This window comes from Pseudalkalibacillus sp. SCS-8 (genome assembly GCF_040126055.1).
In the GTDB taxonomy this organism is placed as follows: Bacteria; Bacillota; Bacilli; order Bacillales; family Fictibacillaceae; genus Pseudalkalibacillus; species Pseudalkalibacillus nanhaiensis.
Map to the genome: position 1 here is coordinate 364,526 of NZ_CP143541.1, position 16,896 is coordinate 381,421.

Below are 16,896 nucleotides of genomic sequence, written 5' to 3' on the forward strand. Positions count from 1 at the left end.
ATGCATATAATAATACGTATTACCAATTTGAACGTTAGATAAAAGGTGATTTATATGAAACGAGCACGATTGATTTATAACCCGACATCAGGGCGGGAGCTAGTGAAACGTCAATTGCCTTACATATTGGAGAAGCTCGAAAAAGCAGGCTATGAAACGTCTGCCCATGCCACATGCGCAGACGAAGGCGATGCAACCCGAGCAGCACGACACGCCGTGGACCGGGAGTTCGACCTCGTCATTGCCGCTGGTGGAGACGGAACGATCTATGAGGTCATCAACGGAATCGCGGAGCAGCCGAACCGCCCGAAAATGGGAATCATCCCAGCCGGGACGACGAACGATTTTGCCCGCGCTCTTGGCGTGCCACGTACCATTGAAAAAGCGGTCGACGTGCTATGCGAAGGTATCGATATACCCGTCGATATCGGACGCGTAAACGGGAAGTACTTCGTCAACATCGCTGGCGGCGGGAAGCTTACGGAGCTTACTTACGCCGTACCAAGCCAACTGAAGACGATGATCGGCCAGCTCGCTTATTATTTAAAAGGGGTAGAAATGCTGCCGTCGATCCGCCCGACGAACGTCAAGATCGAGTACGATGACAAGGTGTTTGAAGGCGACGTCATGCTTTTCCTTGTGGCGAACACGAACTCCGTCGGAGGCTTTGAAAAACTCGCACCACTCTCTGAATTCAACGACGGCTACTTCGACCTCGTCATCCTGAAAAAGACGAACCTCGCTGAGTTTATCCGCATCGCGACTCTTGCGCTCAAAGGGGACCACATCCGAGATGAACACATCATTTATGAAAAAGCGAGACGCGTGAAGATTCATACAGATGAAAAAATGCAGCTGAACCTCGACGGGGAATACGGTGGACTGCTTCCAGGCGAGTTCGTCAACCTAAGACACCACCTGCAAATGATCGTCCCGAAAGAACGCTTTGAACACGACCGATAAAACGCAATAGGACCAACCCTTAAGAGGGATTGGTTCTTTTCTTTTGTTGCAAGCTAAGAGGAACAACTGGTACAATCCGATTTTAAGAGAGGAGTGGAGGCTTTGGAGAAAATTCTTGTCATCAATGGACACGAATACTATGAACATTCAAGAGGCGAGCTCAATAAGACTCTTTTTAATGAAATCGTGGAAAAGCTATCCCCTCAATACGAGGTAAAAACGACCGTACTTGCGGACGGATATGAGAAAAGTGAAGAACAGGAGAAGGTAAAATGGGCCGATGCGGTCATTTATCAGACGCCGATCTACAATTACAGCGTCCCAGCCCTTTTCAAGCGCTATTTCGACGAGACGCATGAGCATGGCGTTTACTTCCGCGGGAATACACCAGAGTACGGAACAGGCGGAGGACTGCTGACCGGTAAAACGTACATGTTCTCGACCACATGGAATGCGCCTTATGAGGCGTTCAACGACCGAAACAAGTTCTTCGAAGGACGGAATGTCGAGGATGTCCTTTTCCCGTTACACCTCGTCCATAAATACGTCGGTATGAAAGGGTTGAAGACCTTTTCCTGCTTTGATGTAAAGAAGAATCCGGACATTGATTACTACCGGAGCTCCTTGCATCAGCATCTTGCACGTTATTTTCATGTATAAAAAAACGCTTGGGGCCAGCAGACCTCAAGCGTTTTTCGTATGGTTGTTGTGTTTGTTTACCTTTACGATCACAAGGAGGAAGATTGAAAGTCCGATGAGGGCGACTCCAAGACTGCCATACCCGATATTCTCCCAACCCGATACAAAAACGACACTGTAAACAATCAGCGTCTGTCCGAGCTGGAACACGAAATAGGGAAGCAAATACCAACGCACCTTTTTCGGATAATAGATGGCGATCCAGCTGAAAATGATCCAGCTGAAGCTGAGCAATGTCAATAAAACGATGGGTAACATGGACGGCGCCTCCTCTTATAACCATTATATACCCGATTTTCCTACATAGCACTAGCCCAATTGGAATGATAAAAGAAAAAATTGGGAACCAATAGGAAGACGAGTGTGAAAGGGTTGAGACAGGCATGAACTATACAGATTTGACGATTCGATTGGCATTATCATTCATTGCGCTATTGGTGCTCACTAGGGTGATGGGACGGAAGGAACTGAGTCAAATCACGTTCCACAACTTCGTTTCCGCCGTTGCGATCGGAAACATCGGAGGCTCGTTGGCGACGGAGGGTAAACTGAGCATCGCACAAGGCCTCTATGCGTTAGCCGGATGGTCCCTGTTCACGATCGCGCTGGGATTAATCGACCTCAAATCCAAAAAGGCACGAAAGCTGATCAACGGAGATGCCCTGATTGTGATAAAAGGCGGTAAGATCATGGAGCGTGCGTTACGAAAAGCCCGGCTGGATATGGACTCCCTCAACCTGATGCTCCGGAAAAAGAACGTGTTTTCGTTGGCGGACGTCGATTACGCCATCTTTGAAACCGATGGCACGCTCTCGGTCATGAAAAAAGAACCGAAACAAACGGTAACGAAGGAAGACGTCGGGTTGTACAAGCTCGGTGGGATCATTCCAATCGGCACCGAAGTCATATCAGACGGGAAAATCAATTATAAGAACCTCCAGCTCTTAGACTTGAAGCCGATCTGGCTCGAGCAGCAGCTACGTAAGGCCGGTGTAGGCTCAGCAGCAGAGGTTTTCTTCGCAGAAGTCCAAAAAGACGGCTCCCTCTATATCGACCGAAAAGACGACCAAATCCATTGAAAAGTGTCAGGCACCATTTTCAAGCCCTTGCGGCTCTAAGAAGAAAAAATGGTGCCTGACACTTCTTTATTTGTTATGCTTATGGAAAAGAATGTAAGAGGGGATTCGGGATGGAAGCGTTCAAGGTGAAGGTGCTGGAATTACGGGGCAGCACTTATGAAATTGGCAGACAGCAGGGAGAGCAGCTAAATCGTAAACATATGCGTTGGATGGAGGACATGCTCACAGAGGAAATCGATGTGAATGAAGCAACCGCTGTGTTCAAAGCCTTTGCACCGCATCTTCTCGAGGAGATGGAAGGCTTGGCGGACGCGCTTGAGCTGCCGATTGAAAAGGCGATGCGTTATTTCAGTGGCTATGGGCTACCGAAGCTCGAAACGATGGGGTGCTCCTCAGTTGTGACGAAGGAGTACATCGTACGGAATTATGATCTTTCTCCAATCATCTATGACCACCAGTTGGTGTTCTCACAGCCTGAGGAAGCGTTCGCAAGTGTAGGATACAGTTTGCATCAGCTTGGTCGTCATGAAAGTGTGAATGAACATGGTGTGGCGATAGCGTTACACTTCGTGAATAACGCCCATCAAGTGACAGGGTTGATCAGCACAACGATTACCCGAATGATGGCTGACATGTGCAAAACAACCGATGATTGTATCCAATTGTTAAAGGAGTTGCCTCATGCCTGCTCCTACAATTATTCGATTGGAGACAGTAGCGGTCATCACGTCGTTGTTGAAGCATCACCAACGAAGGTAGAAGTTCGTTCTGCCGAAACACCAATCTCCTGCACGAATCACTTCCAGGCTCCACATATGAACGAATTTAATCGGGAGCGACTTGGATCCTCATTAGATCGTAAGGAAGCGATTGAAACGAAAAAGGCAGACGGAGAAGAATTGTTCAACTGGTTCAGTGATTCGACCTCTCCGATGTTCTATGAAGATTACGAGATGTTGTTCGGAACCTTACATACCTTTGCTTATTTCTTTGAAGAGGACCGATTCATTACGAAGGTGGCGAACGGTACAGAAACGATGGACCTCAAATTCTCAGATTGGGTGAACGGAAAGACAAACTTAGCAGGAGAATTAAAAGGCTCTTTGAACATGAAGAGAAGTGTTTGAGTGCATCGACAAATTTCACAAATTATCAAACAAACATTTGATTAAACGGGCTAAACACCTGATATAACAACGATTATCTTTTCAAACAAACGTTTGAACAAAAGCAGAAGTGTCAGACACCAATTCAACTTTCAGTCATACCAACGGTTCTGAATTGGTGTCTGACACCATCTCAAACGCGTTGGGGGAGAACGGTTTATTTTCAGTGCCTGACACTTCAAAAAGAAGCGGCACTTCAATAAAGGGGGATGCGTGTGGAGCCGGTATTGGTTACGGAGATTTTGATGGCGGTTGGGGTTGTTGCAATTCCGCTGGCTATCATGTTGTTTGTTCCGAAGCATAGGAAGAAGAAGTGGCTGATTGTTGCCATTGCAGTCGCAACATCTGTATTTCTATTCTTCACAGTGAGACCGTTTTGGGACGACTATCAAACAGAGAAAAGCATGGCGCAGTTGAGAGAGCACCTGAAAGAAACGTATCCGAACGAAGAATGGCAGATTGAGAGACGGGCGCCAAGGCATCACTCACCTTACCAGTTAAATGTGAGCTTCAAGAATGATGAAGGCTACACGTATACGTATCTCGTCGACGGAGAACGAATCTGCCAGGTCGCATGGATGACAGATAACGATCTGCCGCCAAGCAGCGGCAAGCATTATCATAATCATTGCGAAGAATCGTAAACTGGTAATAGTCGTTAGGACTTCCTTTATGGAAGTCCTTTTCAACATGAATAAATTTTTTCAAAAAAAGATGTGAACCTTTCGGGGTGCTCATGACTCTAACAGATAGATAAAGGGGGGACTTCCATTGCAGATGAAGAAGCGGGTGCGCCAAGCACAGCGTGGAGATAAGGAAGCATTACTGCAGCTCGTTTTCGAGCGGAAGGACGAATATTTCAGGCTGGCATACAGCTACTTACGACATGAAGAGGATGCAATGGACGTCCTCGAGGACATGATCGTGATTCTATACGAGAAGATCGACAGGCTGAAAAAGCCTGAATCGTTTTACAGCTGGAGCAAAACGATTCTCGTCAACCAGTGCCATGATATGTTGCGAAAACGGAAGAAACTGACCGTCACCGATGAGATCCATGAACAATCTGACGATCAAGAGGGTGCCAACACCGTCCATAAACTCGATGTGCAAAAACATCTCGATCAGCTCAACAACGAGCAACGAGAAGCGATTCAACTGCGATATTGGCTCGATTATGATTATGTAACAATTGCGCAGCTCACAAAGGTACCGATCGGAACCGTCAAATCGAGAATCTCATTCGGCTTGAAGAAGCTGAAAAGCTACCTTGGGGGTGAATACCTATGAGAGATATCGAGAAAGACTTGAAGGAATACGCAAAAAAGATGCAGACGAAGAAAGCACCAGCCAATTTTGAAGACCGAATGAGAAACAGGCTCTACAACCAACCGCCGAAACGAAAAGGCCCTAACAAGAAATTCATGCTAATCGCGGCTTCTTTCATGGTGTTTTTCTTATTCGCATACCAGTTTGATACGATCGCTTATTACGGGAAGAAAATCCTCGGGTATGACACCGTCCTTACCGATTCCATGGCTGAGCTTAATAACGAGGGAAAGGGTCAAGTCATCGGGAGAAGTGTGGATCTGCCTGATGGAGGAACCATGACCGTCGATGGGCTGATGCTTGATGATAATCAGCTTGTGATTCTTTACACCTTATATGACCCGGATCAAAAGGTTGAGGACCTCCATTTGAACACGAGTGTATCGTTACACAGCTTTTTCGGTGAAATTCATATGGACTCAGGGAGAGGGAGCACGAGCGAAGATGGAACGACCATGACAAAAGCTTATTCGTTTGAACCGCCTAATCCTTTCGTGAAGGAGCTGACTCTTCAATTAACGTACGATAACGACCCGGAAAAGTTTGCAGAAGTAAGCTTTCAGCTAGACCGTTCAAAGGCATTAATGACGAAATACAAACAGAAGATCAATCAGACGATTAAAACGAACACGGCCGATTATATCGTAAAAGAATTGGTCGCTACACCGACCCAAACCGTCTTCAAAGGAAAGATCCATGTGAAAGATCGCAGCGCATGGCAATCTGAAATGGTGACTTCTATGTTCGAATTTTCGTTAAAAGCAGATGATGAGCCTGTCCAACAACAAGGGCTAGGCTATGGAACAGAAATGCTGCATTACTACTTCGAGGTCGAATTCGATGCGTTGAAAGGAAACCCTGAGGAACTCACCCTGAAACTTGAAAAAGGACTTGAAACCCATCAAGCAGACAGTAAAACCGATCTTGATCAGGAAAAAATCAATCTCGCCAATCAAACGATCGCGATCACCAATGTCACCGAGAGCAAAGGAAAAACCGAAATCACACTAAATGCTGAAAATGAATTCGATATTTTAGAAGCGGAATTGATTGGTTCAAACATCTTTGCCAAGCTCGAAAAGGCCTATATAGGTGACTATTTCAAAGCAGAAGATGGCATGCGGAAGGAGCTCGTCCTTGTATTTGACGGCACCATAGAAGGAAAGCGTACGCTCCATATCACCAAATACGTAACGATAGATCCGGTGGATAAAACGATTACGATTCCGGTTAAATAAGGATTGAAGGAAGGAGATTTGGACCACACCAAGAAATGGATGAGGATGCCAATTATACTTTTTATGGAGGGATTCTGTGCTTGGAGTGAATAAAGGGCGAGTCGTTCTTGCCAGCCACGAACAAGATTGGAAACGATTATTTGAAGAGGAGAAACACTTGCTGGAATCAATCATTGGTGACCACATCATCGACATACAGCATATCGGAAGTACCGCCATCAACGGCATTCAAGCGAAACCGATTATTGATATCCTTGTTGGCGTATCAGACATGGAGGACGTCGAATCATTCGACCTTGAAAAATTGAAAGCACAAGGCATTTATCGGTTGAAGGTCAAGAGGGAGGGAAAGGTCGTCTTCGCGAAGTTCTCAAGCCTAGAGGACAAGACGAAGACCCACATCCTTCATGTTGTGGAGCATGGCGGTACCTGGTGGCAGGAGCATACCTTTTTCAGAGATTATTTGATTCAGCATACAGACACTGCACACGAATACGAACGATATAAAGTACAGCTCGCAAACAAATACCCAACCGATGAAAAAACGTATACAGACGAAAAGAAAGCATTCGTCGACCAAATCTTAAAGAAAAGAGTATCGAGCTAAATGTCGGGATATTGGAAGTTGAACAAGAAATTGAGCGTGTTACTCTTTGGTGTAGTCGTCATCCTAGGATTTATATATTTCGTTTATTCAGCCTTCAATGAGATCTCAGAAGAAGATGCGATTCAAATTGCCACAGATAATTATATAAACTTTGAAGGGAAGTCGATTCAAGTAAGAAAATACGAGAGTAATAGACCTGAGCTCCAGTTTTTCTTTCAGGATAAGACACCCATCTATTCCGTTATTTTTTACAGTCATACCGAATTGAAAAACTGGGAGGGCTGGGTGATGATTAATACGCAGATTAATGCAAGAAATGGAGAAATCATATTAACTGAGGTCCAAAGTAGAGACCCGGAAAAAGTGAAATGGTAAAACGACAGTTACTTTGAATGGAATAGATTTTAGCGAGAAGGAGTACCGATGAAAAATAAAAACACGATCCTGATTCTATTAAGCATTTTGTTAACCATCTCGGCGGGATTTCATATCTATCAGCAACAACAAATCAGGCAGCTAAACCACCAGATGATGCAGCAAGCCCATCAGTTCCCAGTTATGATGAATCATTTGGTAGAGGTTAACGAACGAATAAATCGACTAACTGTGGAGAACGCAACAAGTGACGACATTGAGGATCTTTATCTATATCTCAGGCAATGTATTGCCATGAATGAACAAGCGCTACACGCCGTTTCCTATTATTACGAAGTAGATACCCAAATACTCAATCATGTGTTGCTTCAGGATGTATTTGAAATGATCAATCTTTTGCCGCATAACAAACAACTCGATGATGAGACCCTCTCATCATTAAAAGAAAAGAATCAAAGGTTGTCGCTCATACTCAATACGGTCTACAAGGCTGGTGGAGAACCTTATTACCAGAATAAATTTGATCAGATACAACGCTATTTCGAAGAGCTGAATAAGCAAGAGCTATAATACCAAAGCTTGCCAAGGTTAACGTTCCTCTTTTTAGGGAATGAACCCTATACGAACAAATTGAAGGAGGAGAACCATGGCAAACTTACACGCACTAGTCTTGAACTGTTCATTGAAATCGAGTGATGAGACATCCAATACGCAAGCGCTGATCGACCGGTCGCTTGAGATCCTGAAAAGTAAAGACGTGACAGTCGATATCGTCCGTCTAGCTGACTATAACATCGAGTACGGCATCACCGATGATGCCGGAGAAGGAGACGACTGGCCGCAAATCTTTGAAAAAGTGAAAGCCGCGGACATCGTGATTTTCGGGACTCCTCTATGGCTCGGTGAAAAAAGCAGTGTTGCAGCTCTTGCGATTGAACGCCTATATGGAGCAAGTGGATTCACGAACGACAAAGGACAATCCATTTTCTATAACAAAGTGGCAGGTGTCGTCATCACAGGAAACGAGGACGGTGCGAAAAATGCGGCATGCTCCATCCTTTATGCCCTTTCCCATATCGGATTCACCATCCCGCCGAACGTCGATCCATACTGGGTAGGAGAGGCTGGACCAGGACCATCCTACATAGAAGCAGGCGGTGAAGATCATGAATTCACGCAGAAAAACATCAAAACAATGAGCCACAACCTCGTCCATTTCGCCCGCATGCTGAGAGAACACCCAATTCCAGCAGAAGGCAATACGATGGAATAACGAACAAACCATAAGAGTCTACTGCAAAAAAATATCGAAGCAAAACGCACTGGATTTCACAAAGAAATTCACAGTGCGTTTTTTCATTGTTAAATATAGATGTTAATAAGCATATGGATTCATATCGTGTTGTGATTTTGTCGGATGTCCCAAGAGAACTAGAAATATATGTTAAAATTCAGGTGTGCTATATTGATGATTGTTATTCAACAAAAGGTCAGTTTCGTTGAATAAGAAAAGATGAAAAACGAAAGGAACATATATTATGGATTACGGTTGGCTTAACATTGCTAGTCTCATACTTGGACTTATTGCTTGGATACTTCCTGTTATTAACCTCATAAGTGATAATAAACAGGAGAATAAGAGATGGATAGTTTTTACTTTTACAAGCATTAGTGCTTGTGCTGGTTCAATATTTTTTCAACTCTACTATAATTATCATCTGGTAAGAATTGAGGATTGGTCTGCACTGATGGATACAACTGGTGCTGTTGTTTTCATTTCAGCATTACTACTTATTGTTACGATCATATCCAATGCAATTACTTTAGTCGTATATCGTCGCAAAGCGGTTACGAAATAGAGGGATCATAAATATCATCGAACATAGAAAAACCATAGGGATAGATAGCACCAAAATTAATGTTCATTGCGATTGCCCTCATATCGTTACCAGTGAAGTTTTGGTATGGGCAAACAATAGTTAAATATTATCCTTTTGATATCTTTCTTTACTCCTCAACAGAGACAAATTTGGGAGGTGTATTACATGTTAAAAAAGAAAGTTAGAACATTAGAATATAAACAAATGGACTTTAACAATCCAAGAAATAATCACCAAAAATTCTTTATTAGATATATGAAATTTATGCATATATTTTCATTCTTTACTAGAGGAATTACTCAGTCGGTTGCAAGAGGCGACCACACTTATACATTATTGTTCTTTTTTCAGAGAGAAGATTATGCAAATGGGAACTTTATTGAAATTACCAATGTTGAAGGGAATGGAAAAGACTCTTATATTTACTATCAAATAAAGAAAGTTGAGGATTGTGAAAAGGGTATATTAAAAATTAAAAATACTAGATATGTTTATGGACTTATTGAATATGATCAAGGCGTTAACATGAACGGTGTATACGATTTATGTGATATTAGAGAAGATAACTAATAAAAATATTGTTGATTACTCTAGAAACGGGGCGTATCCAGAATAGGATGTGTCTTTTTTTTCTTATTAAATTAATGATTGAGTTAGGTCTAATATTTTGAAATAATTGGTATTAAGTAAAGGGAAGTTTTATGGGGGCTTGTATGCTTATAAAGAATAAAAAATTGGTTGTCATTATAGTTACTGTGTCTTTATTAGGGGTTATATTTCTTTATATTTATTTGAATAGTTCATTTTATCTCAATGGTAATGATAAAGAATCTATAATCAAAACAATACAATCTATAGATATGCATAAGAATTCAACTATTGAATTAATAGAGATTAAAGATATAGGGGAGCAAAGGATAGTTCCATTTGTAGATAATGGAAGACCTGGTTACATTCACTTTGTAAAAAATAAATATGGAAATTACGAGTGGAAGGGTACCGAAAGAAGTGGAGGACCTCTTTCTGATTTTTTAATTCACAATAGAAATGGCGAAGAAGGTAAATTCAACTTATTACTTCTTATAGTAACTACCAAAGAAAATAAAGTTGCTAAAATGGAATTAAATGTTAATGGTTATGTTTTTGTGGAACAATTTGATATGAATAAGAACTCGGCAACATGGATTGAGTTACCAAAGGAAAAAGAAATGAGATTTACTTATAATTACTACGATGAGAACGGCAACTCAATAGAATAACACAAATTCTTTGCTGCTCATTCCATAATAAGAGGCGATAATCCAGGAAGAAAGTTTAAGGGGCTTAAGCCGGTATTAAAAAGTAATAAGGAGTGTTTATTATTGACTTTCTTCAACGAATTTTTAATCTGGACGTTTTTAGCTTTTATTCTATTATTTTTAACAGTAATCGTATTATTTAGGGGGATTTCCCAGAGGTATAGTGAACCCAATAAAGAATTGAAAGAACGTGTTCGTAATTTAGAAAGACAGGTTAATGAACTAGATAATAATAAAAAATAGTAATCCATAATCGGAGCATTGTAAGTTAGCATCGAAAATAACTGGAAATTAAGGGGACAACAACGATATATGCACTACAAACGATACCATTAATATATTTTGCTATTATGCTAGGGATAATCGCGCTATATAGAATCGTAATGCTATTTTTGAGCAGATCAAAATCAGATAAGATTACTGAATGGCTTGTTATTACTTTATGTATATTCTACTCGATAACTTTCTTCTTAATCGATTTAGAAATCTTTGAAGCATCTGTACACTTATTTTGGGGAGTAGTTTTATTAGTTGTAGGTGGAATTTTTAAACAAATATATCTGTTTAGTAACGGAGCACATGATCAGCGTGTAGATGCAGGTAAAAGACTGATAAGTGTAGTAGTTATAGTCGCTGCAGCATTGCTTGTCATTGGACTTGTTGCATTAACTGCATAATGAGATTGAACAGCTTTTACAAATATCCGAAGTTCACTAAAATTCTTTTCTACCGCTTAGTGTCCTTATTTTTAGAAGTCAGATAATATCCGAAATATCCTCCTGCTAACATGCCAAGTCCTGACAAAATGCCGCTTCCAAGACCGCTGAAAAAATATGCGACGATAAAAGCGGTAACGGACATTATAACGGGGAACCAAACGAGCGCATCACATCACCTCAAAAGGAATCATCATACTTCCATGATACCAAAAAACAAGCCCTGAGCGACTAACGCTTAGGGCTGACGTTTTTCACGTTTTGAACAATCAGATGACGAAGTACTCTGTACAGAAACCCGCCAATGAAAAAGCCGATTCCATAGCTGAGGGCAGTTGGAAGACCTCCCTGGACAAAACCTGCAAAGAACCCGACGACTGCCATCATGAACGGCGCTGCAACAAATTGCATGCTTACCACCTCTTCTCCTATCGTTACGATTCAGTATGCCCAAAAACATCCATGGAAAAATCATCAGCCAATTTTGTTTGCAGACCGCTATTTGTGCTACAATCAGATAAGAATTTTACGAGCGGAAGAAGGAAAAAACATGTCCAAGAAAGCATTACCCGTCCAAAAAAACGATATCGTGAACGTCACGTTCCAGGATCTCTCCCATGATGGCGCAGGTGTAGCGAAGGTCGACGGCTATACCCTTTTCGTACCAAGAGGCTTACCAGGGGAAGAAGCGAAAGTGAAGGTCATCAAGACGAAGAAAGGCTTCGGGTTCGGCAAGCTGCTGGAGGTGACGAAGGAAAGCGAGCACCGTACAACACCACCATGCCCAATTTACAAGCAATGTGGTGGCTGTCAGCTTCAGCACCTGACGTACGAAGGACAGCTCGAATACAAGCGCAAGCAAGTCCAAGACGTATTGGAACGGATCGGGAAGCTGAAGGACGTGAATGTACTGCCGGTCTTAGGTATGGACGACCCGTGGCGCTACCGGAACAAAGCGCAAGTCCCGGTCGGTGAGGAAGAAGGCGGACTGATCACTGGTTTCTATCAAAAAGGAAGCCACCGCATCATCGACATGAAGGAATGCCTCATCCAGCAGGAAGCGAACGACCTTGTCGTCCAGACGGTAAAAGAGATCGCCAACCACTACGGCATCCGGGCATATGACGAACGCTCCCATAAAGGAACGCTCCGTCACGTCGTCGCGAAATACGGCCAAAACACCGGACAGATTATGGTCGTGCTCGTTACGAAAGGAAAAGAACTACCGAATAAGAAGAACATTGTCGCAGACATCGTCGAGCGCATTCCGAATGTGAAATCGATCGTACAAAACATCAATCCGAAGAAAACGAACGTCATTTTCGGAGACAAAACCGAAGTCCTTTGGGGCGATGAGTATATTTACGACACGATTGGGGACATCAAATTCGCGATTTCTGCCCGTTCCTTCTATCAAGTAAACCCGACCCAAACGAAAGTACTTTATGACAAAGCACTAGAATACGCACAGCTCGAAGGAAATGAAACGGTCATCGATGCCTATTGCGGCATTGGTACAATTTCGTTGTTCCTCGCGCAAAAAGCGAACAAAGTGTACGGAGTCGAAATCGTTCCAGAAGCGATTGAAGATGCAAGACGAAATGCAGAACTGAACGGAATGGAAAACGTGGAATTTGAAGTAGGGGAAGCGGAAACCGTCATCCCAGCCTGGTATGGAAAAGGAATAAAAGCCGACACCATCGTCGTCGACCCACCACGAAAAGGCTGTGAAGAATCTCTGCTCAACACTATTCTCGACATGAAACCGAACCGCGTCGTCTACGTATCCTGCAACCCAGCAACCTTAGCCCGGGACCTCGCCATTCTAGAAGAAGGCGGATACGAAACCCAACAAGTTCAACCTGTTGATATGTTTCCACATACTACGCATGTGGAATGTGTAGCGCAAATCATAAGAAAAGTCAACTAAATATATAGGTATTATTTTATTGTTTGTTATTAGGACTTTTAAAATACTTTATAATCTTATTAAGTAATTGAGTTGGCAGTGGGGATTAATAAACCCGCTGCCTTTTAATTAGAAAAATAAGGAGATCTTTCCTATATTAATTCACATTTTATACTTTTATATATTCCTCCTTATTAACATTTCTCATTGAAATATTACAATAAAATCTCTAATTCGAATAAAAGTTGTGTTACAATATAGAAAATTATGTAAATTTTAGGAGGGTGTTCCATATGGTGTTATGTAAAACCCAATTCAATGAATTTCACAACAAAATTAGGTTAAAAGAAGAAAATGAATTACTTAAGAGTAAACGAGATATAATCATAAAACGTATTAAGGAACATATGCCAGAAGGAAACTATAAGTCTTTTGAAATCTTTAACCAAGGATCGTATGCAATGCATACCGGTATTAAACCAATTGATGACGATTATGATATTGATGTTGGATTATATTTTGATATGTCAAAAGATGACATAACACCTCTAGAAGCAAAACAATTGGTGTTTGATGCTATTGGTGATCATACAAACAATGTGAAAATTAAAAAGCCTTGTGTTACAGTCACTTATTCAGCAGGATATCACGTTGATATTGCAATATATGCAGCATCTAACAGTGATGGAAAAACATATCTTGCAAAAGGAAAGCCTACTAGTAATGAAGATGATATCTTTTGGGATTTATCTAATCCTAAAGATCTGATCAAAGAGATAAGAGACCATCTTTCTGATGTAGATGACCGCAAACAATTTCGCCGTATAGTAAGGTATTTAAAAAGGTGGAAAGATGAAAAATTCACAAAAGGAAATGGTATGCCTACTGGGATTGCCCTTACATCCTGTATATATCATTGGTTATGTATTCAAAAAGATGTCGATCCATTTACCGGAGCAAAATCTTATAGAGATCTAGATGCATTAATTAATGTTGTGGATCAAATACTTTCTCGGTTCACGTATGATTTTGTGGAGATTGATGGAGAATATGTTTCTATGCCTAGGCTATACGTAAATCTACCAGTTGAACCTTGGCCAGAATTATTTGAGAAAATGACCTATAAACAAATGACTACTTTTAAGAAGAAGTTAGAAAATCTTTTAGAAGCACTGAAAGAAGCAAGAGGGAAGTCAGATCCTACAGATGCTGCAGAAATTTTACAGCAGCAGTTTGGTAATGATTTTCCTGTCCCCCCAAGACCTGCTACAGGAAAAAGATCAGCAGCAAAAGCAGTGATACCAAGTTCAGAATCTGCGAAAGAGTGGGAATAGATGCCTTGTTTAATTCAAAAGATAAAAGAAGAGTTAGAGTACATTGACCAAAGTATTATAAATAATATTGATTTGATAAGTAATATTGATCCTGGAAAGTATAGGGGATGTGAAACTGTAGCTAATTTATCAATAGAAGTAAATGGCGAGCCCACTGTAATAAAGGTGGGTTTTCCTAATTCATTTCCAAATATGCTTCCGATGTTCTTTGATAAAGAAGACCATTTTGGCATAATACCTCACAAGGAACTAGATGGTTTCCTTTGCTTTACAAGAAGCGAAACATTAATTATTGATGAAAGGTATCCTGCATCAATTCTATTAAACTGCTTAGAGAAGGTAATTAGTGTAGTCGAAGACGGTGTAAGAGGTGACAATAAAATAGATTTTCTCCTGGAATTTGAAGAATATTGGAAGAGAGGCGTACCCACAGTTCTATATAGTCATATAGATACAAAAAACCAAACCGTACGAATGCTGGAACTTTGGTGGAACAAGTTAAAAGAGGATAGTTCTTTATTGATTGCAGGAGAAAAAAATCAACCTTTAAAGCAAGTAATTAAAAAAGTATTTCATATAGATATTGATAAAGCAGACAGATACCGTTGTATTTACTTTCCTTTAAATCCTGAGACCTTTTTGAAACCACCAATTAAAGAAGAATGGAATTTTAAAACACTTAAGGATATAATTTTTGATAATTTAACACCGTGTAATGAAAGGATCTTTCGAAAAATTCTCAAAAGTCCTGATAATAATGTTAAAGCTGGAATAGATTTTATTGTAATAGGCTTGCCTCTTCCTAATGAGAATACAGCATTGTTTGGTTACGTAATTAGTGGACATCTGCCTAATGCCAAAAATAAAGTTATGGGAAAAATACATCCTTTTACATTAAAGCCCAAAGACCCAAAGCTGTTAAAATTAAAAATACATCGATGGCACCCCAATCATATGATAAATCGAACCGGAGGAAATACATTATTATCTAACAAACACGTCCTTATAGTAGGTGCCGGTTCAATTGGTAGTGAAGTTGCAATTAGATTTGCAAAATCCGGTGTAGGAAAAATCTCTCTAATTGATGATGATGTACTTGAATTGAACAATATACACAGACACGCATTAGGTTGTGATCAAGTATTTGATGTGGATGAAAAATTAGGTTTTTATAACAAACCTAAAGTACAAGGTATTAAGGAAGAAATAAATCGGAAATATCCTTTTACACTTGTTAAATCCTTTCCAAACGAATATATGAAAGTATGGGAAGAAGGAAAGATTGATTTAAATGAAATAGATTTAGTAGTAGTAGCCATAGGTGCTCCAAATCAAGAAATGCTTATTAATCGAAAAATGATACAACAAAATAACCCACCTCCTGTACTATACACTTGGGTCGAACCATTAGGAATAGGGGGACATACGCTTGTTACGTTAAATTCTGTAAAAGAAGGTTGTTATCAATGCTTGTTTAAGGCGGATGGAGAACAACCTATTTTCAATAGATCTGCCTTCGCTAAACCATTTCAAGAGTTTTCGAAAACTGTAACCGGATGTGGATCGGTATTTACTCCTTATAATTTTATGGATAGTGAACGTACAGCGATGTTAACTGTAGATACGGGGATTAAAGTGTTATTGGGAAAATTAGATGATAATCCGTTACTCTCCTGGAAAGGGGAAATTGTAACATTTAAAGAACAGGGATTTGAAACAACCACTCGTTATTCATTTAGTCTAGAAGATTTGTATAAATCAAGATATCTCTACAAGGACGAAAATTGTATAGTCTGTTCAATAGAAAGGAAGGATTCACATTAAGGAGGAGCTATTATATAAACTACCAGATGGACGAATCTTATTTATCCGACCTGAAGCAGAAGCAAAAATGCAGAGGTACCGACAACTCAGTCAACTTGACAAAGAAGCCGGAGGAATCCTAATTGGAAGGATTCTTTTGGAGAATGAAAACTTTATTATAGATGATACTTCAGAACCTATGCCTACCGACACAAGAAAAAGATATCGTTTTATACGGACTCCAGAAGGTCACCAAGAATATTTTAATAATATTTGGCAAAAGGCAGAAGGTCGATGCTTCTACTTGGGAGAGTGGCATACTCACCCGGAAAGAATACCTACCCCTTCTTCTATTGATAAAAAAGATTGGATGAGAATATTAAAATTAGATTTTGAGTCGGATATTTTATTCTTTTTAATTGTTGGAACTAAGGAAATAAAAGTTTGGTATGGTCAAAAAAAGAATAAAAGAATAGTAGAGTTACCTAGGAGGGACTAAT

General features: G+C 40.7%; 20 protein-coding genes. 18 read left to right on the forward strand and 2 right to left on the reverse strand.

The window, feature by feature from the left end; translation table 11 throughout:
- Positions 1 to 54: 54 nt before the first annotated feature.
- Together V1497_RS01980 and V1497_RS01985 are read left to right on the forward strand one after the other, a co-directional pair.
- Positions 55 to 963 carry a diacylglycerol kinase gene (locus V1497_RS01980; protein WP_349409318.1) on the forward strand — a complete coding sequence of 303 codons (909 nt, stop codon included), beginning with the start codon at positions 55 to 57 and terminating at the stop codon, positions 961 to 963.
- 102 nt (positions 964 to 1,065) lie between these two features.
- Positions 1,066 to 1,623, forward strand: a complete 558-nt coding sequence (locus V1497_RS01985) for an NAD(P)H-dependent oxidoreductase (protein ID WP_349409319.1) — start codon at positions 1,066 to 1,068, stop codon at positions 1,621 to 1,623.
- A gap of 24 nt (positions 1,624 to 1,647) precedes the next feature.
- Here V1497_RS01985 and V1497_RS01990 read toward each other — a convergent pair whose 3' ends face one another.
- A complete protein-coding gene (locus tag V1497_RS01990) occupies positions 1,648 to 1,920 on the reverse strand; it encodes a hypothetical protein (protein ID WP_349409320.1) in 273 nt (90 codons plus the stop codon).
- Positions 1,921 to 2,045: 125 nt separating this feature from the next.
- Between V1497_RS01990 and V1497_RS01995 the strand changes: the two genes are divergently transcribed.
- From V1497_RS01995 to V1497_RS02050, 12 genes are all read left to right on the forward strand, one after another.
- Positions 2,046 to 2,741: a DUF421 domain-containing protein gene (locus V1497_RS01995; protein ID WP_349409321.1), complete on the forward strand. Its 696-nt coding sequence runs from the start codon at positions 2,046 to 2,048 to the stop codon at positions 2,739 to 2,741.
- A gap of 110 nt (positions 2,742 to 2,851) precedes the next feature.
- Positions 2,852 to 3,868 (forward strand): C45 family peptidase, encoded by a 1,017-nt coding sequence (locus V1497_RS02000; protein WP_349409322.1) that lies wholly within the window; start codon positions 2,852 to 2,854, stop codon positions 3,866 to 3,868.
- A 254-nt stretch (positions 3,869 to 4,122) separates the two neighbouring features.
- Positions 4,123 to 4,551: a tripartite tricarboxylate transporter TctB family protein gene (locus V1497_RS02005; protein WP_349409323.1), complete on the forward strand. Its 429-nt coding sequence runs from the start codon at positions 4,123 to 4,125 to the stop codon at positions 4,549 to 4,551.
- 133 nt (positions 4,552 to 4,684) lie between these two features.
- Positions 4,685 to 5,197, forward strand: a complete 513-nt coding sequence (locus V1497_RS02010) for an RNA polymerase sigma factor (protein WP_349410723.1) — start codon at positions 4,685 to 4,687, stop codon at positions 5,195 to 5,197.
- Complete coding sequence (locus V1497_RS02015) at positions 5,194 to 6,474, forward strand: DUF4179 domain-containing protein (RefSeq protein ID WP_349409324.1); 1,281 nt, start codon at positions 5,194 to 5,196, stop codon at positions 6,472 to 6,474. Before V1497_RS02010 ends, V1497_RS02015 begins: the two co-directional genes overlap by 4 nt.
- A 76-nt stretch (positions 6,475 to 6,550) precedes the next feature.
- Positions 6,551 to 7,081, forward strand: a complete 531-nt coding sequence (locus tag V1497_RS02020; protein WP_349409325.1) for a GrpB family protein — start codon at positions 6,551 to 6,553, stop codon at positions 7,079 to 7,081.
- Between the two features lie 18 nt (positions 7,082 to 7,099).
- Positions 7,100 to 7,456 carry a hypothetical protein gene (locus V1497_RS02025; protein ID WP_349409326.1) on the forward strand — a complete coding sequence of 119 codons (357 nt, stop codon included), beginning with the start codon at positions 7,100 to 7,102 and terminating at the stop codon, positions 7,454 to 7,456.
- Positions 7,457 to 7,504: 48 nt separating this feature from the next.
- Positions 7,505 to 8,026 (forward strand): hypothetical protein, encoded by a 522-nt coding sequence (locus V1497_RS02030; protein ID WP_349409327.1) that lies wholly within the window; start codon positions 7,505 to 7,507, stop codon positions 8,024 to 8,026.
- Between the two features lie 76 nt (positions 8,027 to 8,102).
- Entirely contained in the window at positions 8,103 to 8,729 is a 627-nt protein-coding gene (locus V1497_RS02035; protein WP_349409328.1) for a flavodoxin family protein, read from the forward strand.
- A 265-nt stretch (positions 8,730 to 8,994) separates the two neighbouring features.
- Positions 8,995 to 9,315: a hypothetical protein gene (locus tag V1497_RS02040; protein ID WP_349409329.1), complete on the forward strand. Its 321-nt coding sequence runs from the start codon at positions 8,995 to 8,997 to the stop codon at positions 9,313 to 9,315.
- A 186-nt stretch (positions 9,316 to 9,501) separates the two neighbouring features.
- A complete protein-coding gene (locus tag V1497_RS02045; RefSeq protein WP_349409330.1) occupies positions 9,502 to 9,906 on the forward strand; it encodes a hypothetical protein in 405 nt (134 codons plus the stop codon).
- 143 nt (positions 9,907 to 10,049) lie between these two features.
- On the forward strand, positions 10,050 to 10,595 hold the full coding sequence (locus V1497_RS02050; protein ID WP_349409331.1) for a hypothetical protein: 546 nt from the start codon (positions 10,050 to 10,052) through the stop codon (positions 10,593 to 10,595).
- 986 nt (positions 10,596 to 11,581) lie between these two features.
- On the opposite strand, the gene V1497_RS02055 is transcribed toward V1497_RS02050, so the two are convergent.
- Positions 11,582 to 11,761 carry a hypothetical protein gene (locus V1497_RS02055; RefSeq protein ID WP_349409332.1) on the reverse strand — a complete coding sequence of 60 codons (180 nt, stop codon included), beginning with the start codon at positions 11,759 to 11,761 and terminating at the stop codon, positions 11,582 to 11,584.
- Between the two features lie 139 nt (positions 11,762 to 11,900).
- Here V1497_RS02055 and rlmD point away from each other — a divergent pair, with 139 nt between their 5' ends.
- The 4 genes from rlmD to V1497_RS02075 all read left to right on the forward strand — a co-directional run bounded on the left by rlmD (position 11,901) and on the right by V1497_RS02075 (position 16,895).
- Positions 11,901 to 13,280 carry a 23S rRNA (uracil(1939)-C(5))-methyltransferase RlmD gene (rlmD, locus tag V1497_RS02060; protein WP_349409333.1) on the forward strand — a complete coding sequence of 460 codons (1,380 nt, stop codon included), beginning with the start codon at positions 11,901 to 11,903 and terminating at the stop codon, positions 13,278 to 13,280.
- A gap of 272 nt (positions 13,281 to 13,552) precedes the next feature.
- The gene (locus V1497_RS02065; protein ID WP_349409334.1) at positions 13,553 to 14,593 is read left to right on the forward strand and encodes a nucleotidyltransferase; all 1,041 of its coding nucleotides are present in this window, start codon (positions 13,553 to 13,555) and stop codon (positions 14,591 to 14,593) included.
- Positions 14,594 to 16,417 (forward strand): ThiF family adenylyltransferase, encoded by a 1,824-nt coding sequence (locus tag V1497_RS02070; RefSeq protein ID WP_349409335.1) that lies wholly within the window; start codon positions 14,594 to 14,596, stop codon positions 16,415 to 16,417.
- A 67-nt stretch (positions 16,418 to 16,484) separates the two neighbouring features.
- The gene (locus V1497_RS02075) at positions 16,485 to 16,895 is read left to right on the forward strand and encodes a Mov34/MPN/PAD-1 family protein (protein ID WP_349409336.1); all 411 of its coding nucleotides are present in this window, start codon (positions 16,485 to 16,487) and stop codon (positions 16,893 to 16,895) included.
- Position 16,896 lies beyond the last annotated feature (1 nt).